Here is a 25,664-nt window from a genome sequence, read left to right as displayed (position 1 = left end):
AGGCGATGATGTGGCGAAATGTCACCAGCGGGGATTTTCGCCGGCCTGTCGCTTTTACGACTCAAACCTGGGTTAAGCTTCGAGCTGGCGGAGCGCCTTGCGCGACAGCAGGTCTGTCCATTCGCGCATCCGCCCAAAATGTGCGATTCAAAGCCAGCATTTGGGAGGACGTCCATGACCCGAGCAGACATCGGCGACATCCCCATGCAGAACCCGTGCGCACAATGTGGCACGCCGATCCCGTTCCCGGACTGGATCGAGCCGGGTGAGGGGCGCGTTTCCTATCTCTGGAAGTGCCAGGCCTGCGGCTACCGCTTCGAGGCGATCGCGATCTTCGATGAGCACGCGATCGAGCATCCGCCGCTCGCGGCGTAAATTGCCTCGATCGCGCGCGCGATCGAGGGGCCGAGGCTGAAGCCAGTGGACTCGCCCATGGTGCGCGCGTCGTCGCCGCGCACGAACGGCTCCAGCATCTCCTGCTTGCGCATCCGAAATGCCGGGCCGTCATCCTCGACGTCGATGACGAGCCTGGTGCCGGATATGTCGAGGCGGATCGTGACCTCGGCGCCGAAGCGCACCGCGCTCTCGACCAGATTGGTGACGCGGGCGCATGATCGCCGGGGGGAACAGTGCGCCGCAAAATGTTCCTGGGTGACTCAGGAACATTCGCCGAGCACGTTCACCTCGCGTATCGCGCGACGAAATTGCCCCGCGCTCGGAACTGCTGATGTTCGGCGCTGTTTTCTCCGCACAAGGTTTCTTGTTTGAAGGAGAGGACAACATGCTGATGAAATCGATCGCTGCCGGCCTCGCCGGCACCGCACTGCTTGCAACCGTTGCGTTCGCGCAAAACCCGACGGCTACCGCCGACAAGGCGGCCAGCGCGACAACGACGACCACCGCGGCGTCCGGTGAATGGCGTGTCTCGAAAATGTCGGGCCTGAAGGTCTACAACGATGCCAACGAAAACATCGGCTCGATCAACGACCTGCTGATGGACAAGAGCGGCGCCGTCAAGATCGCCGTGATCGGCGTCGGCGGCTTCCTCGGCATGGGCGAGCATCTGGTCGCCGTTCCCTACGAGAAGCTGAAGTTCGTCAACGAGGCCGTGGCCTATACCGGCGCCAGCACGAACCCGGGCGCCAAGCCCGCCGCGACGACGACGACGGGCGCTGCGACCGGCACCGACAGGCCTGCGGCGACCACGACGTCGTCCACGTCGAAGTGGTATCCGGACCACGCCGTGTTCAATGCGAGCAAGGACGAGCTGAAGAACATGCCCGAGTTCAAGTACTCGGAGTAATGCGGCTCTGATCGGCTGAGCGAGGCGCGCCTGGTTTTCACCCGGCGCGCCGTCGCGTCTTCGTCATTGCGAGGAGCTCTTGCAACGACGCAATCCAGACTGTCGCCGTGGAGGGATTCTGGATTGCTTCGCGCGCTCGCAACGGAGACTAGTGCGTCACCAGCGGGCAGCCGCCCTTGTCGAGCGGACGGAAGGCCTCGTCGCCGGGCACGGTGGCGATCAGCTTGTAGAGGTCCCACTCGCCCTTGGACTCCTCGGGCTTCTTGACCTCGAACAGATACATGTCGTGGACCATGCGGCCGTCGATGCGGATCTTGCCGTTCTTCGCAAAGAAGTCGTTGACCGGCGTCTTGCGCATCTGCTCCATCACCTTCGGCGCCTGGTCGGTGTTGATGGCCTCGATCGCCTTCAGATAGTGCATGGTGGCCGAATAGAGGCCGGCCTGGATCATGGTCGGCATGTGGCCTGCCTTCTCGTTGAAGCGCTTGGAGAAGGCGCGCGTCTCGTCGTTCATGTCCCAGTAGAAGGCGTCGGTGACGATCAGGCCCTGCGTCGCCTTGATGCCGAGCGAATGGGTGTCGGTGATCTCCTGCAAGAGCGCGATCATTTTCTGGCCGCCCTGGGTCAGGCCAAACTCGGCCGCCTGCTTCAGCGCGTTGGTGGTGTCGCCGCCGGCGTTGGCCAGCGCGACCACCTTGGCCTTGGAGGCCTGGGCCTGCAGCAGGAACGAGGAGAAATCGGACGAGTTGAGGGGATGGCGGACCTCGCCGAGCACCTTGCCGCCGCTTTCCTTGACGACGTTCGCGGCGTCGCGCTGCAGCGCCATGCCGAAGGCGTAGTCGGCGGTGACGAAGAACCAGGTGTCCTCGCCGCGCTTGACCATCGCCTTGCCGGCGACGTTGGACAGCGCGTAGGTGTCGTAGGTCCAGTGCACGGTATTGGGTGAGCAGGCGACGCCGGTGATGTCGGAGGAGCCGCCGCCCGAATTGATGTTGATCTTGTTCTTCTCGCGCGTCAGCGCCGAGATCGGCAGCGCCACCGACGATGTCGGCACGTCGAAGATCGCGTCGACCTTGTCGTTGTCGTACCAGTTGCGGGCGATGTTGACGCCGACGTCGGGCTTGTTCTGGTGATCGGCGGCGACCACCTGAACGGGCTTGCCCGCGACCTTGGCGCCGTAATCGGCCACCGCCATCTCGACGGCGGCGAGCGAGCCCTTGCCGGTCGCATCCGCATAGAGGCTCGACATGTCAGTGAGCACGCCGATCTTGACGACATCGTCGGAAATCTGTGCCTGCGCGGCACCTGACGTGGCGGCGAGCGCGATGCCGGCCGCGACGGCAGCGATGAGTTTTTGCATGTTGTTTTCTCCCTGGGTTTTGTTGTTCGGGCGTTGTTTGCGGGGACCGTTGTAGCGGCTATCGGCCGCGGCAGCTAAGCGGCGCGCGGCATAGCGGAATGCAAAATCGGAAGGGGCGGGCGGTGTTCCCTTCGCCTCTCCCCGCAGGCGGGGAGAGGGAAGTCATCAGCCCCCGCCCGCCTTGAGCCGTTCGTTGCGCCTGCGCAAGGCTTCCAGCGTCGCGAGGAGGATGACCGACACGGTCGTCAGGATCACCGCCGCTGCCGTGATCGTCGGGCTGATGTTCTCGCGGATGCCGCTGAACATCTCGCGGGGCAAAGTGCGCTGCTCCGGACCTGCCATGAACAGCACGATCACCACCTCGTCGAAGCTGGTCGCGAAGGCGAACAGCGCGCCCGAGGCGAGGCCCGGAAGGATCAGCGGCAGGATCACGCGGCGGAACGCCTGCAGCGGCGAGGCGCCGAGCGAGGCGGCGGCGCGCGCCAGATTGGTGTCGAAGCTCTGCAGCGTCGCGCCGACCGTGATCACCACGAAGGGCGTCGCCAGCGCGGTGTGGGCCAGGATCAGGCCGAGATAGCTGCCGGTAAGGCCGATCGGCGCGAAGAAGAAATACAGGCCGACCGCAGTGATGACGCCGGGCACGACGACCGGCGACAGCACGAAAGCCAGCACGAGCGGCTTGAACCGGCTCTTCCACTGCGCGAGCCCCAGCGCGGCCAGCGTGCCCAGGACCATGGACAGCAGGGTCGAGGCGATGCCGATGATCATGCTGTTCTTCAGCGAATTGATCCAGCGCGGCGAAGTGAAGAAGTCGTCGTACCAGCGCAAGGAAAGACCCGGCAGCGGATAGGTCAGGTAGGAGCCCGAGCTGAAGGACAGCGGCATGATCGCAAGGATCGGCGCGATCAGGAAGACGAACACCAGCGTCGAGAGAACGATGGTCGCGCTCCAGGCGATGCGCTGGCTGGGCGTGCGGAGAGAAGAATTGTCGCTCAATTCTTCATGCCTCCCGTGACCTGCTGCCCCTGCACCAGCTTGCCGTAGACGAGGGCAAGCAGAACGGTGGCCAGCAGCAGCACCGCACCGAGCGCCGAAGCAAGGCCCCAATTGGCCGTCTCGGTGGTGTAGAGCGCGATGAAATAGCTGATCATCTGGTCGGCGGCGCCGCCGACGAGCGCCGGTGTGATGTAGTAGCCGAGCGCCAGGATGAAAACGAGCAGGCTTCCCGCCCCGATGCCGGGCAGCGTCTGCGGCAGGTAGATGCGCAGGAAGGCGGCGAGAGGCGGGGCACCGAGCGAGGCCGCGGCGCGCATATAGGCGGGCGAGATCGCCTGCATGCTGCTGTACAGCGGCAGGATCATGAACGGCAGCAGAACGTGGGTCATGGCCACGCAGACACCGAAGCGGTTGTAGATCAGGCGCAACGGCTCGTCGATGATGCCGAGCCAGTGCAGGCTGTCGTTCACGACGCCCTTGCTCTGCAAGAGGACGATCCAGGCGCAGGTGCGGACCAGAAGCGACGTCCAGAACGGTAGCAGTACGAAGATCATCAAGAGGTTCGACCGGCCCGGCGGCAGCGTCGCCAGGAGGTAAGCCACCGGAAAACCGAGGATCAGGCAGAGGGCCGTGACACCGAGGCTGATGAGGAAGGTGCGGACGAAAATATCGCGATAGATGGCCTGGTCCGGCGGAGCCGCGACGATCGCGCCGTCCGCGTTCCGCGTCAGGTCGAGCGCTGCCAGAAGATAGAAGCCGGTCACCGGGCCGCTGGCGTCCTTGATCGTCGTCCAGGTCGTGCGTTCGCGCCAGGCCGGATTGATCTTGCCCAGCGTCTCCTTGGCCGTCCCAGGCTCCGGCGCCGACTTCAGATTGCGCGCCGTGCTGGTGAGGATCGTGCGAAAACCGTTCAGCGCGTAATTGAGCCGTTTGGCCGCAATCGCAATGGTGCCCGCGGTGCGCGCCGCCAGGATGTCGCTGACCAGCGCCGCATAGGCCTTTTCATCCGGCAGGTCCCTACCGTCCCAGTCGGCGAGAGCGGCGATGGTTTGCGGCAGGACCTGGCGCACCTCGCGGTCATCGACCGCGCGCCACAGCATGCCGGCGATGGGGCCTGCGAAGGTGAAGAGCAGGAAGACGAGCAGCGGCATGACCAGCGCCAATGCCTTGACCTGGCGCATCCGCTCCGCCCGCCTCAATCGGCGCTTGAGCGGTACCTCGGCCTCACTCAGGGACGCCATTGTCATGGCGCGAACCTCTTTGACCGGACGTACCTCGGCATTTCGGCGCGGGCAATGGTATAGCGACCTGAGCGCGCGCCTCGCCCTTCGAGACGACCGCTTCGCGGTCTCCTCAGGATGAGGCTCCTCGACATCAGTGTCTGTAAAGTCGCTGCCACAGACTCAGACCTCATCCTGAGGGCCCGCCACAGGCGGGCGCGCTGCGGGGAGCTATCAGCCACCTTTCTTTCCGCCTGCGCCGCACCGCGGTGCTGTCGCGCGCTATTTCGCGGCCCATTTGTTGAAGCGCTCGGTCAGGCGATCGATGTTCTCGAGCCAGAAGGCCACGTTGATCTCGACCGCGTTCTTGATGTTGTCGGGCGCCGTCGGCAGATCCTTCAGAACGGCGGGCGCGAGCAGAGCGGCTGCGTCCTTGTTCGAGGTGCCATAGGCAATGTTCTCCGACAGTTTGGACTGGTTCTCCGCCTTGCCTGCGAAGTCGAGGAACTTGTAGGCCGCATCCTTGTTCGGGCTGCCCTTCAGGATGACCCAGCTGTCGAGGGTGAAGAGCGCGCCATCCCACACCATGCCGAAGTTCTTCTTCTCGTTCTTGTTCGCGGTATCGATGCGGCCATTGTAGACCGAGGTCATCGCCACCTCGCCGGAGGCGAGCAATTGCGGCGGCTGGGCGCCGGCCTTCCACCACACGATGTCGCCCTTGATGGTGTCGAGCTTCCTGAACGCGCGATCGACGCCCTCGTCGGTCGCCAGCACCTTGTAGACGTCCTTCGGCGCGACGCCGTCGGCCATCAGCGCGATCTCCAGCGTGGTCTTCGGGCCCTGACGCAGCGCGCGCTTGCCGGGAATCTTCTTGGTGTCGAAGAAGTCGGCCCAGCCGCTTGGTGCTTCCTTCAGCTTGTCCCTGTCGTAGCCGAGAACGAAATCGTAGAGGATGGCGCCGACGCCGCAAGGATTGACCGACGGCGGGATATAGGCGGCCTCACCGCCGATCCTGGAATAGTCGAGCTTCTCGAACAGGCCTTCCTCACAGCCGACCGCCAGTTCGTCGCTCTCGACCTGGACGACGTCCCAGGTTGCGGCGCCTCCCTGCACCTTGGCGCGCAACACGCCGACGCCGCCGTCCCAGGATTCGTCGTTCATGGCAACGCCGGACGCCTTCTTGAACGGCTCGAAATAGACCTTCTTCTGGGCATCCTGATAGGCGCCGCCCCACGACACGACGGTGAGGTCACGCGCCTCTGCGACCGTGGCCAGCGCAGCGCCGGCGCCCAGTGCCGCGGCGAAACCCAGAGCGATCTTGCCAATCTTGCGCTTCAGCATGGTCCTTGTTCCTTCTACCTGTGCGTTACGTTGAAGTTGATCGATGCAGGTCTGGATCAGACGGGATCGAGGGCCAGGCAATCCTCGGGCCGAAAGGTGACGAACACGCCTTCGCCAGGTGTGAGACTGTGATGCGCTCCCGGTTGAAGCTTGACCATGAAGTCGGCATTCCCCGAGACATCCAGCACGGCCAGCGCGTGATCGCCGAGATAGATGGTGTTCTGCACTTTCGCCGGCAGCCGGTTCGGTCCTTCGCTGGAGCTGCCATCCGGGGCAATGGCGACACGCTCCGGCCGCACCGACAGCGAGGTCAATGCGCCCGCGCCAGAGACATTGACCGCCCGTGCGGTCACGGCGCCGCCGCCGGCCAGCGCGACGCGGCAATAGTCCTTGTCGATGGTCTCGACGGTGCCGGCCAGCACATTGTTCTCGCCGATGAAGTGGGCAACGAAACTGTTCACCGGATGCTCGTACAGCGCATCGGGCCTGTCGATCTGCTGCACGATGCCGTCGTTGAAGACGGCGATGCGGTCCGACATGGTCAGCGCCTCGCTCTGGTCGTGGGTGACGTAGACGATGGTGATGCCCATCGTCTCGTGCAGCTGCTTGATCTCCAGCTGCATCTGCTCCCGCAGACGCTTGTCCAGGGCGCCGAGGGGCTCGTCCATCAGCACGAGCTGCGGATTGAAGACCAGCGCGCGGGCCAGCGCGACGCGCTGCTGCTGACCGCCGGACAGCTGCCCGGGCCGCCGCTGCGCCATTGTTTCCATCTTGATCATGCGCAGCGCCGCGCTGACGCGCTCCTGCGCTTCCGCCTTGCTCATCTTGCGAACGGAGAGCGGGAAGGCGATGTTCTCCGCGATCGTCAGGTGCGGAAACAGGGCGTAGTTCTGGAACACCATGCCGATGTCGCGCCTGTGCGGCGGCACGTTCTTGATCGGCCGGTCCCCGAGGTAGATCTCGCCATGGGTCGGAACCTCGAAGCCGGCCAGCATCATCAGCGTGGTCGTCTTGCCCGAGCCCGACGGGCCGAGCAGGGTGATGAACTCGCCCTTCCGGATGTCGAGATCGAGGTTCTTCACCACGAGGTGCTCGCCATCGTAGGTTTTCTGAATGCCGGAAAAGCGTACCAGCGCCGGCGCAGGCGTGACCATGCCGGCTTCCATGTTGTCCTCGCGTTGTCCCCTACAATGCCGCGTGAGACTAGCATCCTGCGGCGAGAATGCCAGCGGCGCAAGCGGCGAGGACGGCCCGGTAAGTGGGCAGCGCATCGCATACGACTCGTGGTGGAGGCCTGCGCGCGCCTTGTCCTTCGAGACGGCGCTTACGCGCCCTCGGCATGAGGCTAATCGGGGTCGGTGCTCGTTGAGACTGCTGCCGCGCGCTCCGTCCTCATCCGAGGTGGCCGCAAAAAGGGGGACGTCTCCAAGGATGGCCGCAGGGAGAAGCTCTCAAATGCGATAGCCTTGCGGTGGGCGCGCTACATCCCCGACAGCTTGGTCACCGACACGTTGAGCGTTCCGCCGGCTTCCGCGACCACGCGCAGCGTCCTGGAGTCGAAGGCAATGTCGGCGAGCGTCAGGCTGTCGATCCTGGCGTCGACCTTGAGGCCGTCCTCGCTCTTCTGGTAATCGGCGATCGCGGCTGCGATCTTCTCGCGAGCATTGGCGGCGATCGGCTTCAGGTCGAGCGTCGCCTTCTGCACCAGCACCTGCTGCATCTGCGGCACGACCGCGCGCGCCGCCGCGCCGAGCAGTCCGAAGGCCGCCTCGGACTCGACCGCGAGCTGAATGTCGGCGAGCCGCAGCGTCTGCTGCGCCTGGTCGAGCATCGGCCGGCCCCAGATGTGGACGGTCGCCTCCGCCCCGAGACCAAGCCAGCTCTTCTTTTCCTTGGCGCGCAGCAGGAGCGAGATCAGCAGCCGGTCGCCCGACGGGATCACGTCGACGGTCTTGACGGTGACGTCGACCGGGCCCGAACCGTCCTCGGGATAGGTGTGGCCGACCATCTGCGCGGCGACGAGCTTGTTGATCTCGGTGAAGGGCACGTCGATCGGCACGCCGATGCTCACGCCGGTGCCGGTCGGCGGCACGATCGAGATCTTGTCGGGGAACGGGCACTCCGGCTTGGTCTGCGTCGAGGTCACGCGCGTCTCGGCCTCGAGGCCGAGCAGCAGCGTCACCGCCTGCGCATCCACCCGCGGCTGCGCCGCGATGGCGCGGACCGGCTTCATCTCCAGCCAGAGCGGCGGCAGCGCCGCCGAGGCGCCCGAGCCTTGCAGTGGGATCGAGCGGCAGGCCTTGGACCATTGCAGCTTGGCGTTGTCGCGCAGCGAGGGATCGTTGCGGATGCGCTCGGAGACGAGGTTGATCTGCTCGCTGACGTTCTTGTCGATCAGCGGCTTCACCTGCGCCGGCACGTTGACCTTGGCGCCGGAGACATTGAGGTTGGTGTCGCCGAGATTGACCTGGGCGCCGAGATTGGGTTCGAGATGCCAGTTCGCCGCGAGCTTCGGACGCGAGGTGACGATGACGTTGCCCTTGATCTCGGCACTGGCGTTCAAATTCTTGATGTTGATCGCGCCGATGCGCTTCGCCGCATCAGCGCCGAGGACGCTGCCGAGCGCGTCACCGAGCGCGCCGGTGGCCTTCGCCGACAAGGAGCCCGTCACGTTCAGCTTGCCGGTGAGCGGCGTCGAGATCGTCAGCACGTCCTTGTCACCGGCGGCGGCCATCGGGCCGCGCGCGGCGGTCCAGCCGATATCGGCGTTCTCAAGGATCTGCGGGATCGGATTGTCCGCCTTGCCCGCGAAATTGCGCGGCGCGGCCTTCTCGGCTTGCTCGCGGATCGCCGACAGCGCGATGGCGACCGGCGCGACTACGATCGAGCTCTTCGAGGCCGGCGGCAGCGGCGGCAGTTGTGCCACCGGCGGCGCGGAATTCGTCGCGCGCGGCGACAGCAAGTCGATCGCCTTCAGGCTGATGAAGAACGACGCCGCGAGCACCGCGACGGCGATCAGGATAGTCTTCAAATTCAACGTCAGTCGCATCAATCCCCCAAGCCGCCCCGGCGGGATTTTACAGGGCGGGCGAGGAGGCCGCTAGAGCGCACCGGTGGGGTGGAATTGGGGCGAACAGGTTAACGGTCGCTAACGCGCCGTTGCCGCCTGTCGCGCACCTAGCCGCGCTTCGGACGGCGGACCGCTCTCACATTGCCGCGATCTCCGCCACCGCAGTAGAAACGGTCGCCGCCGTCGGACTCCAGACCCGAGACCATGGTGCCTGCGGGCAGGTCGAGCTGCTCCAGCACCTTGCCCGTGCCAGGGTCGACGCGCCTGATATCGCTGTCCTCGCCTTCCCAGGTGCCGTGCCAGAGCTCGCCGTCGACCCAGGTGACGCCGGTGACGAAGCGCTTGCTCTCGATGGTGCGGAGAACCTTCCCGGTGGCCGGATCGATCTGATGGATCTTCCGCTCGCGATATTGACCGACCCACAGCGAGCCCTCCGCCCAGGCGAGGCCGGAATCGCCTCCGCCTCCGGGCGCGGGGATGGTGGAAATCACCTTGCCGGTGGCCGCATCGATCTTCTGGATGCGGTCTTCGGCGATCTGGAACAGGTGCCGACCGTCGAATGCCGTGCCCGCATGCGCGGCGACGTCGATGGACCGCGCGATCCTGCCGCTCGCGGGATCGACCGCGTTCAGCTTGTCGCCGGATGCGAACCAGACATGGGTGCCGTCATAGGTGACGCCATGCACGGCTTCGACCCCGTCAAAAGGTCCGTATTCCCTGACGATCTCGGCGGCTGAACGCTTCATTTGCCTGGTCCCTGTGAGATGACGCAGCTTACGTCTTCAAGAGCGGCGTGGGGAGTAACAAGCCTGTCGGGAAACCCGGGACCGGCGGGGTCATCCAGCGGCGCGCACGCCCGTGCCCGAAGCTCTGGATCTTGTTCGACCGCGCCAGCTCCTCGAGCGCTCGCTGGACGGTGCGCGGACTGATTCCAAGTGCAAGGGCTAGCGCGGAGCTCGACCACGGCTCGCCGTCGGTGAGAAAGGCAAGCAGGGCGGCGTGCTTCTCCTCATTGGGGCGCGCCAGCACGAGGACATCGCGCGTCTTGCGCGGCGCCAGCACGAAACCCTGCCTGGTCGCGCCGACATCGGCCAGCGGCTTGAGCTGGGTGCGGAGTCGCCCGATCTCGACGCGCAATCGCGCGCGGTGCGACTCATCGACATGTCTTGCCTGAAACGCAGCGGCAATCAACCTCTCGCGCGAGACATCCGCCGGCCATGCCTGCGCCAGAATACGGGCGAGCGCGAACAGCACCGGCCGCGTTCCGAGCGACACGACGACGCCTTGCCTGCGCACGACATGATGGAAGGTGTCCACGACCAGCGCCGTCGAGCTCGCCAGCCGTTCGACCTCTCCGAGCAGTAACGGGTGTTCCTCGCCGCGCGCGATCAGGCGCGCCGCCGGCGTGTCGAGGACCAGCTTTGCATTGTCGACCTCGGCCATGAGCGCCGCAATTTTTGCTTGCCGCGCTGCCCTGGCTGCCCGCTCGAGCGCCGCGCGGGCATCCCCTGTTTTCAGCCGCCTGATCGCGATGCCGGCAACCACGAGCTCGCGCACGACTTGCGATGCCGGCGGGAGTGCGGAGATGCCGAGGGCGGCCAAGGTGCGCTCGGCCTCGTCGAGCCGCCCGAGGAGAAGAAGACGGCGCGCTTCGATGTGGCCCGCATGGGCCGCATTGGCGAGATCGCCGTGCATCTCGAGTGTCGCGCGTGCTGCCGCGAGCGTTTTCACCGGCCAGCCCAGGTCGCGTGAGACCAGCGCGATCTCGGCTTCGGCCACCACGCATCTTGCCCGCGCCACAGCCTCGCGCGGACCGAAGGCGCGCGCAGCGCTGCGCAGCAGCGTCTTGGCCTTGGCGAGATCGCCGAGCTGCGCCATCGCGATGCCGCGCAGCGCCAGCGACGGTGCATCGTTGCGCAGCGCCACGCGGTTCAGCGCGCCGAGCGGATCGCCGGCCTCCAGCGCCCGCGCAGCGGCCGTGATCAGCGACTCCATGTCAATCCCGCCACACTTGTTACTCCCACCGCGCGACCGCTTGGTGCCAGAAATCGTCGGCAGGACGTCAAGCTTTGGAGAGTCATGATGACGACATCAGCAGAAAAGGCCGGAACCAACGGACAGACCACCATGCAGGCCCCGCCGGTGGTGTCGCCGCAGGACTGGGAGGCCGCCCGGCAGCAACTGCTCGTGAAGGAAAAGGCGCATACTCGTGCCCGCGACGCCCTGGCCGCCGAGCGCCGGCGCATGCCATGGATGGAGGTTGCCAAAACCTATGCGTTCGAAGGGCCCGGCGGCAAGGTCAGTCTCGCTGATCTGTTCCAGGGCCGGCGGCAGCTGATCGTCTACCGCGCCTTCTTCGAGCCGGGCGTGTTCGGCTGGCCCGATCACGCCTGCCGCGGCTGCTCCATGGTGGCCGATCAGGTCGCCCATGTGTCGCATTTGAACGCCCGCGACACCACGCTGGTGTTCGCCTCGCGCGCGCCGCAGGCCGACATCGCCAGGCTGAAGAAGCGGATGGGCTGGACCATGCCCTGGGTCACCATCACCGACAGCTTTGATGCCGATTTCGGGGTGGACGAGTGGCACGGCACCAACGTGTTCTACCGCGACGGCGATCGCATCTTTCGCACCTATTTCGTCAAGAGCCGCGGCGACGAGCAGATGGGCGGCACCTGGAACTATCTCGACATCACCCCGCTCGGACGCCAGGAGGTCTGGGAGGATTCGCCGCAGGGTTATCCGCAGACGCCGACCTACAAATGGTGGAACTGGCACGACAGCTACGAGGAAGGCGCCGCGCCGGACAAGAAATGGGTCGAGATCTCGGACGCCGGCGAGAAGGCGTTTCGCAAGGAGGCCGCGGAAGGCCGTGACTAGTCCCGCGAGCGCAACGGCTGACGCCAGCCGCGATGGCGTGACGGCCGCGCGCCGCCTCGCCGGATGGCTGGCCCTGGCGGCGACGCCCACCTTCGCGGTCATGGCCGTGCTGACCGCCGCGCCCGGCGGCGGCCCGGCGGACATGCTGTGCGGCGCCGGGCAGGGCTCCCTGCTCGGCGGCATGGTGCCGATGTATCTCTTGATGAGCGCGTTTCATTCTGCCGCGTGGCTGAGGTTGATCGCGGAGCGGTGGGGCCGATGAGCGACTTCCGCCGTTGTGCACGCCTCGTCCTTCGAGACGCGCGCAAGGGCGCGCTCCTTCAGGATGAGGCTAACTGGCAGCCGTGGTTTGATGCAAGTGACTGCGGATATATTGCGGGCGCGAATCCACCCTCATCCTGAGGGCCCCCCCGCAGGCGGGCGTCTCGAAGGATGTGCCACAATCGCCGACGCAAACGAAGGCGGCCCCGGCGTCTTCACTGCGAGGCAGCCTGAAGATACGCAACGATCTTCCCCGCTTCCTCTGCCGAGACGCCGCCATAGGGCTGCATCTTGTTGCCGGACACGACCTCGTCGGGCTTCTCCATGAAGTGGATGAGCTTGTCCTGGTCCCAGACGAAGCCGGCGTCTTTCATCGACGACGAATAATTGTAGTCCGGCAGCGAGCCGGCCTTGCGGCCCACGATCTTGTTGAGGTTGGGACCGAGGCGGTTGTCGCCTTGCTTCACGGAGTGGCAGGTGCGGCACGCATTGTTGAAGGCCTGCTGAGCTGCGTCATCGCTCGCCAGCTGTTGTGCGAGCGAGGAGGGCGCGGAGAGGAGCAGCGTCAACGCTCCGGCGGCGGTGATCACGCGCAGCCATGTACTTGGCGATGTCTGCTGGCGTGGTTGCATCGGCGGCTCCATCGGGGACCGCCCACCGCAGCGGGCGCGTGACGGAATGTCGAGGGCAAACGAAAACGGCCCGGGTGGGTTCCTGGGCCGTTCGCGTCACAATGTCCTGACGTGTCAGCGCGCCGGCGCGCCGAGGTCCGCGCGGCGTTCCGTCATCGGCAGCACGATCACCTTGGTGCCGACGTTGACGCGGGAATAGAGGTCGGTGACGTCGTTATTGGTCATGCGGATGCAGCCTGACGAGACGTGCTTGCCGATGGTCTCGGGCGCGTTGGTGCCGTGGATGCGGTAGATGGTGCCGCCGAGATACATGGCGCGGGCCCCTAACGGGTTGCCGGGGCCGCCGGCCATGTGGCGCGGCAGATAGGGCTGGCGGGCAATCATCTCCGGCGGCGGGGTCCAGTCCGGCCACTCGGCCTTCCTGCTCACCGACTGGATGCCGGACCAGGTGAAGCCGTCGCGGCCGACGCCGATGCCGTAGCGCACCGCCTGGCCGTTGCCGAGTACGTAATAGAGATAGGTGTTGGGCGTATCGATGATGATGGTGCCCGGCGCCTCGCGCGTTGCGTAGGAAACCGTCTGGCGGCGGAAGCGGGCCGGCATCTCGACGGTGTCCTGATCTTCCGACGGTGCGACCCGAGAGGGCGCCGCCTGGTAGGGCTGATAGGGCTGGATCGGCTGCGGTGCGGCCATCGGCGGCAGCGGCTGGAAGAAGGGGAAGAGCTGCACCGGCGCGGCCTTGGCCGGACCGGAGAACGCGATTGTCGAGATCGCGACTGCGCCGAAGGCAACGGCGCGCGAATACGTCTTGAACGTGTCCAGATTGAACATTGGTCGCCCCTGTTTGCGCGGGTGTTTGGTCACCCCGGCACCGTTGCGGTGCTCCGTTGCGTAAATCACTAAGGGAAACAAGTTTCGGGACGTTTGCGCGGAAAAGCGAAAACGGTTTCATCGCTGCAAGGATTGTTTCATGACAGTTTCGTGGCTGCAGGGCTCCGTTAACGAACAAAACAGCGGGCCGACACTTCCATGACGTCACACGCCTGAAATATCCGTGGTTGATGGTCGAAAGCCGAGAATCATCAAACTCTCGGGATTTCCCCATGCGGGTATTAATCGCGACTGACGCCTGGCATCCGCAGGTCAACGGTGTGGTCCGCACCCTGACCTCGCTTGCGAATGCGGCCAAGGCCCTCGATGTCGAGATCGACTTCCTGACGCCGGACGGCTTTCCGTCCTGGCCGCTGCCGACCTATCCCGGCCTGCGCTTCGCGCTGCCGAGCCGCAAAGAGCTTGCGCGGCGGATCGAGACGTGCGCGCCGGAAGCGCTGCACATAGCGACCGAAGGCCCGATCGGCTGGGCCGCACGGGCCTATTGCCGCCGCAACGGCCTTGCCTTCACCACCTCGTACACGACGCGTTTTCCGGAATACGTCTCGGTGCGGACCGGCATCCCTGATGCCGTCGGCTATGCCGTGCTGCGCCACTTCCACGATGCTGCCGCCATGACCATGGTGGCGACGCCCTCGCTGCGGCAGGAACTGTCCGAGCGGGGCTTCAAGCGGCTCGGCTTCTGGACGCGCGGCGTCAACACCGAGCTGTTCCATCCCGACGCGCCGGCCAGGCTCGATCTGCCGGGCCCGATCTTCATGACCATGGGCCGCGTCGCGGTGGAGAAGAATATCGAAGCGTTCCTCTCGCTCGACCTGCCCGGGACGAAGGTCGTTGTCGGCGACGGCCCGCAGAGGGCGGCGCTGGAGAGGAAGTATCCTGATGCCGTGTTCCTCGGTGAGAAGAAGGGCGCGGATCTCACTGCGCATCTCGCCGCCGCGGACGTGTTCGTGTTTCCGAGTCTGACCGACACCTTTGGCGTGGTGCAGCTCGAGGCGCTCGCCTGCGGCACGCCGGTTGCGGCGTTTCCGGTCACGGGCCCGAAGGACGTCATCGCCGATCACCCGATCGGCGCGATCGACCACGATTTGCGTACTGCGTGCCTGCGGGCACTCACCATGTCGCGCGAGACCTGCCGCAACTTCGCGCTGGAGCGTTCCTGGGAAAACAGCGCGCGGCAGTTCGTCGGCAATCTCACCTCACTTCAGCCCAGCCGCGTCCTGCGCGCCTCGCCTCGCATGGCGCGCCGGCCGGTGCGCGGTTGACCTTTCATTGGACCCACAGCGAGAACCTCATCGATGGCCAAGATCATGAACCTTGACGGCACCCAGCAGCTCGACCTCACCCGCGGCACGGTCGAGCAGGCCTATGATCGCTGGGCGCCGGTCTACGATCTCGTGTTCGGCGGCGTGTTCGCCAAGGGCCGGGCGGCGGCGATCGCGGCCACCAACAAGATCGGCGGCCGCGTGCTCGAGGTCGGCGTCGGCACCGGCATCTCGCTGCCGCTCTATGCGCCGCACCTGCGCATCTTCGGCACCGACATTTCGGAAGCGATGCTCGACAAGGCGCGCCAGCGCGTCGCCGAGGGCAAGCTGCAGAACGTCGAGGGCCTCGCCGTGATGGACGCCGAGAAGCTCGAATTCCCCGACAATTCGTTCGACGTGGTGATGGCGCAGTACGTCGTCACCGCCGTGCCGAACCCGGAGAAGGCGCTCGACGAATTCGCCCGCGTGCTGCGTCCGGGCGGCGAGCTGATCATCCTGACCCGCGTCAGTGCGGATGCCGGCATGCGCCGCTTCATCGAGCAGAAGCTGCAGCCGGTGGTGCGTCCGCTCGGCTTCCGCACCGCCGAGTTCGCCTGGTCGCGCTATGCCAAGTGGCTGGCCGGTGCGAGCGGCATCGAGCTCGCCGAGCGCCGCCTGATCCCGCCGCTGGGACACTTCTCGCTGGTGCGCTTCCGCAAGGTCGACATCGCCAAGGCGGCCTGACTGTCGCCCCTCGGTGAGGAGGCGCGCAAGCGCCGTCTCGAACCATGAAGGCCCGTGCCGTTGCACCTCGGCCTTCATCCTTCGAGACGCGCGTTCCGCGCTCCTCAGGATGAGGAGCTGGAGTAATGCGTGCGTCATCGCGCCGCTGCACATCGTCACATGACAAAATGATGATGTCACACGGCCTACATCGAATCCCTGTAAATCCTGAACCCGAAAGCATTTTGGGGGAGAGCATGATCAAGAATTACCTCGAGCACCTGCGGATCCAGCGCTGGGACGACCATCGCTACTATCACCACAGCCGCATCAATCAGAGCCTGCACTTCGTCAGCGCGCTGAGCTTCCTCTTCGCGTATGTCTGGCTGTTCATCGATCCCGTGGTCTCCGCGCTGGTCGGCTGGCTGGTCTCGATGACCTCGCGCCAGGCCGGTCACTTCTTCTTCGAGCCGCACACCTACGACCACATCAACCAGGCCACGCACGAGTACAAGGAAGAGATCAAGGTCGGCTACAACCTGCAGCGCAAGGTGGTGCTGATGGCGATCTGGGCGCTGTCGCCGCTGGTGCTGGTCGTCGATCCCACGCTGTTCGGCCTGTTCACGCCCTGGGCCGGCGCGACCGACTTCATGCGTCAGGTCGCCAAGATCTGGCTCGTGGTCGGCGGCGGCGGTCTTCTGTTCCGCACCGTGCACCTGTTCTTCATCCGCGACGTCGAGACTGGCCTCGTCTGGATGACCAAGATCCTGACCGATCCGTTCCACGACCTGATGCTTTATCGCGGCGCTCCGCTCGCTTTGATGCGCGGCGAGCTGATGGACCCCGGCCTGCACCTCAACCCCGAGCACACGCTGGGCCTCATCAGCGAGCCCGTCCTCGAAGAGCAGCACGCCTGAGCGCGCTGGCCTCACACGACACTCCGATGTCTGATGGTTACGTCATGCCCGGGCTTGTCCCGGGCATCCACGTCTTGGGGGTTGCGAACGCGGCGCCTCGTTCACCTCTCCCGGCGTGCGGGGAGAGGTCGAATTTGCGCGCAGCGCGAATTCGGGTGAGGGGGGCTCTCCGCGGGGGCGTTGCTAACGGGGTGTCCAGTAACTCTCACCGTGTGTGCGGAGAGTCCCCCTCACCCCGACCCTCTCCCCGCAAGCGGGGCGAGCGAGAAGGGCGAGCGGTGATCGGGGCCAAGTGTGAGAAAGCCTCAGCGCCCAAAGCGCTTGGTCAGCATCTCCTTCAAGATCTGCCGCTTGATCTGCTTGTTGGTCAGCACGCCGTCGTGCCACCAGAAGCCGTCGGCCTTCATCTTCCCGGCGGCGCGGACGAAGCGTTCCGCGACCTCGGCGAAGTCGGCGTCGGTGTAGTTCAGGCTGAAGATCAGCCGTCCCGTGCCGACCCAGCTCAGCGCCAGGCCTTCGGCGCGCAGGTAATATTGCAGCATCCAGTTGTAGCGGGAGGGCGTGGTGTATTTCACCGTCCAGATCGACGAGAGGTTGGCGAACCGCACCGGCAGGTCGGCGGCCTCCATCATCTCGTTGAGTTTCCTGACGCGGCCGTTCCAGGTTTCCTCCAGCCCGTCATAGACAGCGCGGAAGTTCGGGCTGGCGAGCCGGCTCAGGAACTCGTCCATCGCCGTCATGACGTAGGGATGCGAGTTGAAAGTGCCGCGGGCGAAGCAGATGTCGGCGGGATGATCGTCGCGGAAGCGGCGCATCAAATCCTTCCTGCCGCAGACCACGCCGACCGGCAGGCCGCCGGCGAGGCTCTTGCCGTAGGTCACCATGTCGGCCTTGACGCCGAAATATTCCTGGGCGCCGCCGGCCGCGAGGCGGAAGCCGACGAAGACCTCGTCGAAGATCAGCACGATGCCGCGCTGGTCGCAGACCTCGCGCAGTTTCTTCAGCCATTCCGTGTAGGCGTCGCGGTCAAAGTTGCCGCCGCGGGAGGAATCGACCAGCGAGGAATCGCCGGGCGCGTTGGCGTTCGGATGCAGGCCCTGCAGCGGATTGACCAGCACGCAGGCGATGTCCTTGCGCGTCTTCAGCACATGCAGCGTCTTCTCCGACATCTCGGCGAGGGTGTAGGTCTCGTGCGCGGGAATCGGATTGCCGGCGCCGGGCTGCACGTCGCCCCACCAGCCGTGATAGGCGCCGGCGAAACGGACGAGATGCGTGCGCCTGGTGTGATAGCGCGCCAGCCGCACCGCCTGCATCACGGCTTCGGTGCCGGACATGTGGAACGAGACCTCGTCGAGGCCCGAGATCTGGCAGAGCCGCTGCACGTTCTCGAGAATGACGGGGTGATAGGGGCCGAGCACCGGACCCAGCGCATGCGCGCGCTTCTCGGAGCCCTCGATGCATTCCTTGTAGAAGTCGTTGCCGAAGATGTTGACGCCGTAGGACCCCGTGAGGTCGTAGGAGGCGTTGCCATCGACATCGGTGACGGTGACGCCGCTGGACGATTCCATGAAGGTCGAGGTGCCCAGATGCTCGCGGACGAGTCGCGAGAACTGGAACGGCACGCGGTAGCTCTCGGTGAAGTTGAGGTCGGAGATCGTCTCCGCCGCTTCCTTCGTCATCGCGCGGCCCTTGGGGTAGCGCTCGGCGTAGAGAGCTGCGAGGCGGAAGAAGGCTTCCTTGCGCTGCTTCACCACGTTCCCCGGCGCGCCGTCGCAGCCGAAATACTGATCACCGCTAAACTCGTAGAACGGGAGCAGCCGCGCCACACGGCGCGACATCTTGGAGTGCCCGGCGAGCGAGCGGTGCTTGGCGCGGGACAACTCGACCCGCGCCTTGATCTTCGGGAGGACGGCGGCAGCAGACGCTGCGGCGGCCACGGACATCGAGAGAATCGGGAGTGTCGTTTCCATGACAACAAGCGCTAATACTGCGAGCTGACAGATTCATGACAGTCAAAGCCCTCATCGCCTCTTTCACCCAGCAGGAAGACCTCAACTTCCTGTTGACCAACCGCATCCCCCGCGCGGCGCTGACCCGCTTCATGGGCTGGTTCTCCAAGATCGAGAATCCCCTGGTGCGGGACTTCTCGATCGCGCTGTGGAGGCTGTTCTCCGACCTCGACCTGTCGGAGGCGCGCAAGCCCCACTTCAAGAGCCTGCACGACTGTTTCACGCGGGAGCTCATGCCGGGCCTGCGTCCCTTTGATGCCGATCCATCCATCGTCGCCAGCCCCTCGGACGGCATCGTGGGCGCGCACGGGAAGATCGCCGACACCGAACTGTTCCAGGTCAAGGGCGCGCCCTATTCGCTATTGGACTTGCTGGGTGATTCCGCGCTGGTCGAGCAGCACCGCAACGGCTCCTTCGTCACGCTGCGGCTGACCTCGAGCATGTATCACCGCTTCCACGCGCCCTATGACGCGCATATCGAACGCGTCACGCTGATCCATGGCGATGTCTGGAACGTCAACCCGATTGCCTTGAAGAGGGTCGAGCGTCTGTTCTGCAAGAACGAGCGCGCGGTGATCCGCACGCATCTGTCGACCGGCGAGGCCGTGACGCTGGTGCCGGTGGCCGCGATCCTGGTCGCGAGCATCCGGCTGCACTTCCTCGACATGGTGCTGAACGCGCAGACGCGCGGGCCGGTCAATTTCCCTTGCGACGTCAAGGTGAGCAAGGGCGAGGAACTCGGCTGGTTCGAGCATGGCTCGACCATCATCATCCTCGCGCCCGGCGATTTTACCTTCTGCGATGGCATCGCCGAGGGCACGCGGATCCGCGCGGGCGAGGCGCTGCTCGGGAGGAAGTAGCCTTCAATCCGCCGTCCCCGCTTCCTATATCGTCTTTCGGAGACGATTCGACGATACGGATTGAGCGATGGCGCGGACGCCGGTGATGGCGGCGGGTGGTATTGTGCTGCGGCGGGGAGCGGTGCCGCTGATCGCAGTCGTGCGTCAGCGCAAGCGCAATGAATGGGTCCTGCCCAAAGGCAAGCTCGACGACGGCGAAACGCCGAAGGAAGCCGCGCATCGCGAAGTGCTGGAGGAGACCGGCCACGACGTCGCCATCCACGAATTCCTGGGCACGCTGGTCTACCAGTCCGGCGGCCGCTCAAAAGTCGTGCATTTCTGGCGCATGGAGGCCGGCGGCGGTCCGGTCCGCAAGCTGATGAACGACATCAAGGCGGTCGACTGGCTGACGCTGGACCACGCGATCGCCCGCCTGTCGCGTGAATACGAGCGCGCTTTCCTGACGCAGATCGGCCCGATCGCGCTTGCGGCGGCGGGAGTGGTGCCATCGCCGGCACCCGAGCCGCCGCTTGCGGCGGACGATATCGATGCCGCCTTGCAGACGTTGACACCGGCGGAAGCCGCATCGGTCGAGGAGCTGCGGCACGGCCTGTTGCAGAAGGTGAAGGCCTGGCTGCGCGGCGAGGCGTGAGGCCTTTTCACACCAGGTAGCTTGCGGTGAGCCGGTCCCCGCGAGTTGCCATGTCCGCAGGAGCTTCAGCTCCCTCAAGCCGTCATTGCGAGCAAAGCGAAGCAATCCAGATCCCCTCCGCGGAAAGATTCTGGACTGCTTCGCTGCGCTCGCAATGACGGAGAGGAGACAGAGAAGCGCTTCACTCGCACCATCGTTGCGGAGGCAGCCGCCGCGCTGAACTGTTGCCGATGTCGCCGGTTGCTCAAAGGTCACCGCCGCTCCTTCTCCTTCGAAGCGGGCGACGGTTTGCGCGTGGCTGCGGGTCGCTGTGCGGCGGGAAGGCCCTGCTGGAATCCGCCTTGGCGCCGGATGCCGCCGGGCTGCTGAGCCGCAGGGGGCGGGCCGGGCTGCACGCCGGTGTGCGGCTGTTGCGGCTGCGGGCCGGGTTGCGGCGTTGCGCCCGGCTCTGGCGGCACGACTCCTCCAGGCTGAATTCGGCCGTCGCGCTTTGGCTGCGTTTGCGGCGTGCCGTTGGGCGCTCTGCCCTGTCCAGGGCGCGGTGCACCCGGACGTCCAGTCCCCTGCGGCTGGCCCTGTTGCTGCTGCCCCTGGCCCGCGCGCTGGCCACCCGGCTGCACGGCGCCGCCTTGTCCCTGCCGCTGCGGTGGTTGCGCCCCTTGCCGGCCCGGCGCGCCAGGCTGCTGCTGGCCGGGACGGTTGTTCTGGCCCGGCTGGCCGTTGGGCCGCTGCGGCTGTTGGCCCGGCGCGGTCGTCGGCCGCAATTGTTGCTGCTGCTGCGGTTGCGCCGGCCGCGGAAGGCGGCTGATCGCGGCCGGATTGGCGCGGCGGAAGTCGCGCTGCTCGGTCACGATCTGCCGGCCCGTGGTCTGGGCCAGATGCACCTGGCTGACGAAGCCGCGATCGCGTGCGATCTGCTGCGCTGGAATCGTGATCGGCACGGCCGCAAAGCGCATGCCGGCGCCGGCTGCGCCTGGACGAATGGCAAAGCCGCTCGCGGCCTGCGTCAGCGCGCCGAGCCGCGCGCCGCTCGAGCGGTCGTTGACCTCGATGTGGCCGACCCGGCCGTCGGCGTCGGGATAGAGTTTGATGTTGACGTGGTTCGCAGCGCTGGCTGCAGCGTTCTCGGGCACGTCGACCACGCCGGTGGTGCCGCGGATGCCGAGCGTCGCGGTCGGCGTCGCGATCTTCATGTCACCGCTCTTCGCCACAGCCGCGGCGACGAAGGCGACGGTCCCCTTGCCGATGTCGAAGATCGCCGAATTCTGCTTGCCGCCCTCCTCATAGACGTAATTGTCGATGGTGATCTTCGCGCTGGCGGAGAGGTTGAACGTGGTCGCATCGTTGAAGGTGATGCCGAGCGCGGAGTTCGACGAGGTCTGCACGATGTCGTTGAGATAGATGTCGTCGCGCACCCGCAGCGGATAGGAATTCCTGTCGCGGATCACGGTCGCGATCCCCGCGACCGTGGCAACGTTGCCGATCGGCTCGACGGCAGTGGCTTGTGCGTCCCCGGCCGGTGTTGGTGAAGCTGACGGCGCCGGTGAAGGAGCAGGCGTCGGCTGGGCCTGCGGCGGTGCTTGCGCAAGCTCGATCGTGTCGGACGCACATGCGGAGTTTGCGCCGGCCAGCGGCAAAGCCAGCAGCGGGACAGCAAACACGAAGCGGCGCCAAGCCACCATCAAAGCCACGAATGAAGTCCCGGTGAGAACGCGAGGCGAGGTCCGCCGATATCAGCCACATCAGGCTGAATGGCAGATGAACATCTATCGCATGCGGCCGGCGAAGGTTCAAACGCCACGTCCCGGTGTCCGAGACGTGGCGCCATCATAAGAACGAGAAGGCTTGTCAGTCGCGATGCGTTCGGTGTCAGCTCACCCGCTTCCAGGTCTGGCCGCCGCAAAACATGCCGCCGAAGGCGCAGCCCTGCACACGCAACGCATTCGGGCCCTTCATGGCGATCGTGGAGTCGTAGTTGCGGCCGGAGTCGGGATCGTGGATGCGGCCGCTCCACTTGGCGCCGTCGGGCTTCATGTTGATCAGGATGCGCTCGTTGGTCTTCTCGGCATAGCCGCAGAGATTGGCGCCGCACTGCTCGACGCGGACATTGCCCTTGTTCTGTTCGGTCGCCCAGACGCCGATCGGCGAGTTCGGGGCCGCCACGGGCGCGGCGGCAGCCGGAGCCGGAGCAGGAGCGGGCACATAAGCGGGAGCGGGCGGGGCCGCGACCGCAGCGGGAGCTGCGACAGGCACAGGCTGCGCCGTCGTATCGATGGACGGCGCGGTGGCAACGGTCGGCGTCGGTGCGGCGGGAGCAACAACGGGGGCGGCCGGAGCGGTCGCCTGAACCGGCGCCTGCTGCACGGTCTGCTGCTGCACCAAAGCCGGTGCAGGCTGCGCGGCCGGGGCCGGAGCCGGCGTGGTGTCGACGTCATCGTCCTTGGAGCCGCCGGGGCCGTTGAGATTGATGTTGTTCAGCTTGATCGGCTTGTCCGACAGGCCCGGGGCGACGATGGTCACGCAGTTGAGCGAGGCGCAGTTGCGCGGCGTCTCGATGCGGATGTGCTGGCCCTGGATCTGGAACGAGATCGAACTGCCGGCGTGCGCGGCGGCGGTCGAAGCCAGGAAGAGCGCGGCGGCGATGGTGAGCTTGTTCATGACAACCTCCGAAATGGCGCGGTCCCGAGATGGACTGAAGTCGCTGGTGGATAAAGCGTGGTTCGACAATATGTCGGGCGTCCCGGACGTTCTGTGACGGACGTCACAACGGCTCGCGCGCGCTTGGGTGAGGCGGCGCACATTCAGCCCCGGCTCGTCCGGCGTAACCTCGCCGCGACACGACAGGATGGCGCCGATGCAGCAGCTTGCGACTTCGCTTGGTTTATTGATCGCATTCACGGCGATTGCGCCTGCGGCCCAGGCCGGTTCCTACGCCTTCTCCATCGGCGGCCACCGGTTCCATGTCGAGGCGCCCAGGAATTGCCGATCCGCCTCCTGTGTCTCGATTTTCAGTCGCAGCGTTCGGGCGACGGAAGAGGTCAACACGAGACCGGCTCCGCCGCCTGCGCCCCCGCCGATTGTCCAGGCGCCCCCGCCGGTCACCCCGGCCGCTCCGGTCCGGCCGCAGCCAGCTGTGGTCGCACGATCACCCGCATCGACGATGCCTGTCCTTGCCTCGACGACGTCGCAGCCCGTTGTGCCGCCTGCGCCGCGACTCGAGGCAGCAAGAGTTGAGGCAGCGAGTCCCAATCCGCCACGGGTTGATCTGCAGCCGCCGGATCCGCCGAAGATCGTCGCGCTCGATCCGCCGCGCCTCGAGCCGCCGGTGGTTATCCCGAGGCCAGAGAGCATCCAGGGCACGGCGATCGCACATGGCAGCGACGACGAGGCGACCTATTTGCCGCTCGGCGAATGGGAGAGCACCGGCGCCAAGAGCACGGTCAGCATCGAGCGCTGCGGCCCCGCGCTGTGCGGCTTTGCGCGCACCGAGACATCGAGCCGCGGCGAAAGCGTGCTCGTCAACATGAAGCCGAAGACGCACAATGTATGGACGGGCAGCATCTACAGCCGCTCCAGCGGCAACACCTATTATGCGAGGATGACGCTGAAGAGCTCCGGCAGGCTTTACGTCGAGGCCTGCGCACTCGGCCGCTTCTGGTGCACCGGCAACGACTGGACACGCGTCGAGGAGCGGCAGGAGAGGATTGTCACGACCTCGCAGCAGTGGGGTGGCGCAAGGTCGTAGCGATGGGTGCTTCTGCGCAGGCGGTCGTCTCGAAGGACGAGCGTGCGTTCAGGCGTCGCCAAGCGCTAAGCGGCCGCAATGTGGTTGATCGATGCCCTCTAGATCATGCCGAGCACGATGGCGCCGACGAAGGCGATGGCGAGGTACGCGGTGATAACGCTCAGTCTCCCGGCGAACGTCATGAGGTCGCTTCCTCCGTGCGCGCCGTTTGGCGCACAGACGTTATGGTTAACGGAAAGTCTCTTTTCGAAAAAGTGAGCCTTGCTGTCGCTCGCGTCGGCAGCAATCGGCGGCGATCCCCCCGGCATGGTTAAAGAACACTGAAATCAACGTGTTGAAGAGTCTTTAAGTAAATTCACCGAACGTGCGTGCATGACGCGCGGAGTTCGTTTGTATCTCGTCGGCTCCATCGTCCTTGTTTCGCTAGCGGGTTGCGGACGCGGCTTCTTCCAGGCCGAACGTGAACCATGGCGGGCCGAGGCGGAAGCCGCATGCCTGAAATCGGGCGCGGTCAAGGAGAGTGCGGACATCGTCCGCATCGACCCGATCTCGGGGCCCGGCATGTGCGGCGCCGAGTATCCGCTGAAGGTTGCTGCCATTGGCGAAGCTTCCAGCACCTATGGGTTCGCCGACGAGGTGCTGCGCCCGCCCGGCAGCATCGGCAACCAGCCGCGCTGGCCGGTGCAGCCGCAGCCGAACTATCCGCAGAGCCAGAATTATCCGGCATCGTCCTATCCGCAGCGGTCGAACTATCCCGAGAGCGCGGTGCGTCAGCCCACGGGCTATGGTGCGCCGTCCGGGCCGATGTCGCTCAACGCGCCCGGCGTCGAACCGCAGGAGGACGAGATCGATCTGCCGCCCGAGGGCACCGATGCCGCGGGCGCGGCGCGCTATATGAATGCGCCGAGCTATCCGGCGCGATCGGCAGCGCCTTATTCGCAGCCGCCGGCGCAGCAGCCGCCGCCGCGCCTTGGTCCCGCGCAGGGCAATCCCGTCACCGCCGTCGGCCCCGTCGCGATCAAGCCGACCGCGACGCTGGCCTGCCCGATCGTGTCCGAGCTCGACCGCTGGCTCGCCGACACCGTGCAGCCCTCGGCGATGCGATGGTTCGGCACTCGCGTGGCCGAGATCAAGCAGATCTCCGCCTATTCCTGCCGCGGCATGAACGGCAATCCACATGCCCACATCTCCGAGCACGCCTTCGGCAACGCGCTCGACATCTCCGCCTTCATGCTCGCCGACGGCCGTCGCGTCACGGTGAAGGACGGCTGGCGCGGCATGCCGGAAGAGCAGGGCTTTTTGCGCGACGTGCAATCTGGTGCCTGCGCGCATTTCACCACGGTGCTGGCGCCGGGCTCGAACGTCTATCACTACGACCACATCCACGTCGATCTGATGCGCCGCGCCAGCCGCCGCCTGATCTGCCAGCCTGCCGCGGTGTCGGGTGAAGAGGTCGCCGGCCGCGCCCAGCAGCGCAACCCTTACGCCGGCCGGCGCGATCCCTATGTCACCGGCTCGCTCGGAACGCGCAAGAGCATGCGCAAGCAGGAAGAGGACGACTACGCTGACGATTGAGAAAGGCGA

Annotated in this window: 25 protein-coding genes and 1 pseudogene; 11 read left to right on the top strand and 15 right to left on the bottom strand. The window is 65.8% G+C overall.

All coding sequences use genetic code 11. From position 1 onward, the window contains the following. The first annotated feature begins 174 nt into the window (after nucleotides 1–174). Nucleotides 175–375: a hypothetical protein gene (locus ACNJYB_RS29500; RefSeq protein ID WP_439370075.1), complete on the top strand. Its 201-nt coding sequence runs from the start codon at nucleotides 175–177 to the stop codon at nucleotides 373–375. A gap of 8 nt (nucleotides 376–383) precedes the next feature. On the opposite strand, the pseudogene ACNJYB_RS29495 reads toward ACNJYB_RS29500, so the two are convergent. Beyond that, nucleotides 384–602, bottom strand: a pseudogene (locus ACNJYB_RS29495) (ATP-binding protein); the annotation flags it as partial. A gap of 179 nt (nucleotides 603–781) precedes the next feature. Between ACNJYB_RS29495 and ACNJYB_RS29490 the strand changes: the two are divergent. Beyond that, the gene (locus tag ACNJYB_RS29490; RefSeq protein ID WP_439370074.1) at nucleotides 782–1,303 is read left to right on the top strand and encodes a PRC-barrel domain-containing protein; all 522 of its coding nucleotides are present in this window, start codon (nucleotides 782–784) and stop codon (nucleotides 1,301–1,303) included. A gap of 148 nt (nucleotides 1,304–1,451) precedes the next feature. On the opposite strand, the gene ACNJYB_RS29485 is transcribed toward ACNJYB_RS29490, so the two are convergent. The 8 genes from ACNJYB_RS29485 to ACNJYB_RS29450 all read right to left on the bottom strand — a co-directional run bounded on the left by ACNJYB_RS29485 (nucleotide 1,452) and on the right by ACNJYB_RS29450 (nucleotide 11,285). Then, nucleotides 1,452–2,663 (bottom strand): ABC transporter substrate-binding protein, encoded by a 1,212-nt coding sequence (locus tag ACNJYB_RS29485; protein WP_439370073.1) that lies wholly within the window; start codon nucleotides 2,661–2,663, stop codon nucleotides 1,452–1,454. A 165-nt stretch (nucleotides 2,664–2,828) separates the two neighbouring features. Beyond that, nucleotides 2,829–3,659, bottom strand: coding sequence for an ABC transporter permease (locus ACNJYB_RS29480; RefSeq protein ID WP_439370072.1), 831 nt, complete (start codon nucleotides 3,657–3,659; stop codon nucleotides 2,829–2,831). Then, the gene (locus ACNJYB_RS29475; protein WP_439370071.1) at nucleotides 3,656–4,906 is read right to left on the bottom strand and encodes an ABC transporter permease; all 1,251 of its coding nucleotides are present in this window, start codon (nucleotides 4,904–4,906) and stop codon (nucleotides 3,656–3,658) included. Before ACNJYB_RS29475 ends, ACNJYB_RS29480 begins: the two co-directional genes overlap by 4 nt. 255 nt (nucleotides 4,907–5,161) lie before the next feature. Continuing rightward, nucleotides 5,162–6,220 (bottom strand): ABC transporter substrate-binding protein, encoded by a 1,059-nt coding sequence (locus ACNJYB_RS29470; RefSeq protein ID WP_439370070.1) that lies wholly within the window; start codon nucleotides 6,218–6,220, stop codon nucleotides 5,162–5,164. A 56-nt stretch (nucleotides 6,221–6,276) separates the two neighbouring features. Further along, complete coding sequence (locus ACNJYB_RS29465; protein WP_439375675.1) at nucleotides 6,277–7,386, bottom strand: ABC transporter ATP-binding protein; 1,110 nt, start codon at nucleotides 7,384–7,386, stop codon at nucleotides 6,277–6,279. A 314-nt stretch (nucleotides 7,387–7,700) separates the two neighbouring features. Beyond that, nucleotides 7,701–9,269: a DUF4403 family protein gene (locus ACNJYB_RS29460; protein ID WP_439370069.1), complete on the bottom strand. Its 1,569-nt coding sequence runs from the start codon at nucleotides 9,267–9,269 to the stop codon at nucleotides 7,701–7,703. Nucleotides 9,270–9,397: 128 nt separating this feature from the next. Beyond that, complete coding sequence (locus tag ACNJYB_RS29455) at nucleotides 9,398–10,036, bottom strand: Vgb family protein (RefSeq protein ID WP_439370068.1); 639 nt, start codon at nucleotides 10,034–10,036, stop codon at nucleotides 9,398–9,400. Between the two features lie 28 nt (nucleotides 10,037–10,064). Then, a complete protein-coding gene (locus ACNJYB_RS29450; protein ID WP_439370067.1) occupies nucleotides 10,065–11,285 on the bottom strand; it encodes a helix-turn-helix domain-containing protein in 1,221 nt (406 codons plus the stop codon). 87 nt (nucleotides 11,286–11,372) lie between these two features. Here ACNJYB_RS29450 and ACNJYB_RS29445 point away from each other — a divergent pair, with 87 nt between their 5' ends. Next, nucleotides 11,373–12,167 (top strand): DUF899 domain-containing protein, encoded by a 795-nt coding sequence (locus tag ACNJYB_RS29445; RefSeq protein WP_439370066.1) that lies wholly within the window; start codon nucleotides 11,373–11,375, stop codon nucleotides 12,165–12,167. Then, the gene (locus ACNJYB_RS29440; protein WP_439370065.1) at nucleotides 12,160–12,429 is read left to right on the top strand and encodes a hypothetical protein; all 270 of its coding nucleotides are present in this window, start codon (nucleotides 12,160–12,162) and stop codon (nucleotides 12,427–12,429) included. Before ACNJYB_RS29445 ends, ACNJYB_RS29440 begins: the two co-directional genes overlap by 8 nt. 214 nt (nucleotides 12,430–12,643) lie before the next feature. On the opposite strand, the gene ACNJYB_RS29435 is transcribed toward ACNJYB_RS29440, so the two are convergent. Both ACNJYB_RS29435 and ACNJYB_RS29430 read right to left on the bottom strand, forming a co-directional pair. Continuing rightward, complete coding sequence (locus tag ACNJYB_RS29435; RefSeq protein ID WP_439370064.1) at nucleotides 12,644–13,060, bottom strand: c-type cytochrome; 417 nt, start codon at nucleotides 13,058–13,060, stop codon at nucleotides 12,644–12,646. Between the two features lie 114 nt (nucleotides 13,061–13,174). Continuing rightward, nucleotides 13,175–13,891 carry a L,D-transpeptidase gene (locus ACNJYB_RS29430; protein ID WP_439370063.1) on the bottom strand — a complete coding sequence of 239 codons (717 nt, stop codon included), beginning with the start codon at nucleotides 13,889–13,891 and terminating at the stop codon, nucleotides 13,175–13,177. A gap of 272 nt (nucleotides 13,892–14,163) precedes the next feature. On the opposite strand from ACNJYB_RS29430, the gene ACNJYB_RS29425 reads away from it, so the two are divergent. The 3 genes from ACNJYB_RS29425 (at nucleotide 14,164) to ACNJYB_RS29415 (ending at nucleotide 16,835) form a co-directional block, all read left to right on the top strand. After that, nucleotides 14,164–15,216, top strand: coding sequence for a glycosyltransferase family 4 protein (locus ACNJYB_RS29425; protein ID WP_439370062.1), 1,053 nt, complete (start codon nucleotides 14,164–14,166; stop codon nucleotides 15,214–15,216). Nucleotides 15,217–15,249: 33 nt separating this feature from the next. Beyond that, nucleotides 15,250–15,939, top strand: a complete 690-nt coding sequence (locus ACNJYB_RS29420) for a methyltransferase domain-containing protein (RefSeq protein ID WP_439370061.1) — start codon at nucleotides 15,250–15,252, stop codon at nucleotides 15,937–15,939. 236 nt (nucleotides 15,940–16,175) lie between these two features. Further along, on the top strand, nucleotides 16,176–16,835 hold the full coding sequence (locus ACNJYB_RS29415; protein WP_439370060.1) for a hypothetical protein: 660 nt from the start codon (nucleotides 16,176–16,178) through the stop codon (nucleotides 16,833–16,835). Between the two features lie 305 nt (nucleotides 16,836–17,140). On the opposite strand, the gene ACNJYB_RS29410 is transcribed toward ACNJYB_RS29415, so the two are convergent. Continuing rightward, nucleotides 17,141–18,805 (bottom strand): aminotransferase class III-fold pyridoxal phosphate-dependent enzyme, encoded by a 1,665-nt coding sequence (locus tag ACNJYB_RS29410; RefSeq protein ID WP_439370059.1) that lies wholly within the window; start codon nucleotides 18,803–18,805, stop codon nucleotides 17,141–17,143. Nucleotides 18,806–18,840: 35 nt separating this feature from the next. Here ACNJYB_RS29410 and asd point away from each other — a divergent pair, with 35 nt between their 5' ends. Together asd and ACNJYB_RS29400 are read left to right on the top strand one after the other, a co-directional pair. Next, nucleotides 18,841–19,704, top strand: coding sequence for an archaetidylserine decarboxylase (gene asd, locus ACNJYB_RS29405; protein ID WP_439370058.1), 864 nt, complete (start codon nucleotides 18,841–18,843; stop codon nucleotides 19,702–19,704). 67 nt (nucleotides 19,705–19,771) lie between these two features. Beyond that, a complete protein-coding gene (locus ACNJYB_RS29400; RefSeq protein WP_439370057.1) occupies nucleotides 19,772–20,335 on the top strand; it encodes an NUDIX hydrolase in 564 nt (187 codons plus the stop codon). 251 nt (nucleotides 20,336–20,586) lie between these two features. Here ACNJYB_RS29400 and ACNJYB_RS29395 read toward each other — a convergent pair whose 3' ends face one another. Both ACNJYB_RS29395 and ACNJYB_RS29390 read right to left on the bottom strand, forming a co-directional pair. Next, nucleotides 20,587–22,017, bottom strand: a complete 1,431-nt coding sequence (locus ACNJYB_RS29395) for a FecR domain-containing protein (protein WP_439375674.1) — start codon at nucleotides 22,015–22,017, stop codon at nucleotides 20,587–20,589. A gap of 187 nt (nucleotides 22,018–22,204) precedes the next feature. Beyond that, a complete protein-coding gene (locus ACNJYB_RS29390; RefSeq protein WP_439370056.1) occupies nucleotides 22,205–22,993 on the bottom strand; it encodes a DUF2147 domain-containing protein in 789 nt (262 codons plus the stop codon). 502 nt (nucleotides 22,994–23,495) lie between these two features. Here ACNJYB_RS29390 and ACNJYB_RS29385 point away from each other — a divergent pair. Beyond that, a complete protein-coding gene (locus ACNJYB_RS29385; RefSeq protein WP_439370055.1) occupies nucleotides 23,496–24,080 on the top strand; it encodes a DUF2147 domain-containing protein in 585 nt (194 codons plus the stop codon). 98 nt (nucleotides 24,081–24,178) lie between these two features. On the opposite strand, the gene ACNJYB_RS29380 is transcribed toward ACNJYB_RS29385, so the two are convergent. After that, nucleotides 24,179–24,388: a hypothetical protein gene (locus ACNJYB_RS29380; RefSeq protein ID WP_439370054.1), complete on the bottom strand. Its 210-nt coding sequence runs from the start codon at nucleotides 24,386–24,388 to the stop codon at nucleotides 24,179–24,181. A 64-nt stretch (nucleotides 24,389–24,452) separates the two neighbouring features. On the opposite strand from ACNJYB_RS29380, the gene ACNJYB_RS29375 reads away from it, so the two are divergent. Beyond that, entirely contained in the window at nucleotides 24,453–25,655 is a 1,203-nt protein-coding gene (locus ACNJYB_RS29375) for an extensin-like domain-containing protein (RefSeq protein WP_439370053.1), read from the top strand. Nucleotides 25,656–25,664: the final 9 nt, after the last annotated feature.

It is taken from the genome of Bradyrhizobium sp. SMVTL-02, assembly GCF_051853005.1.
Taxonomy (GTDB): domain Bacteria; phylum Pseudomonadota; class Alphaproteobacteria; order Rhizobiales; family Xanthobacteraceae; genus Bradyrhizobium.
Note: the sequence above shows the minus strand (reverse complement) of the source record. Positions and strands in the feature narration are given on the sequence as shown.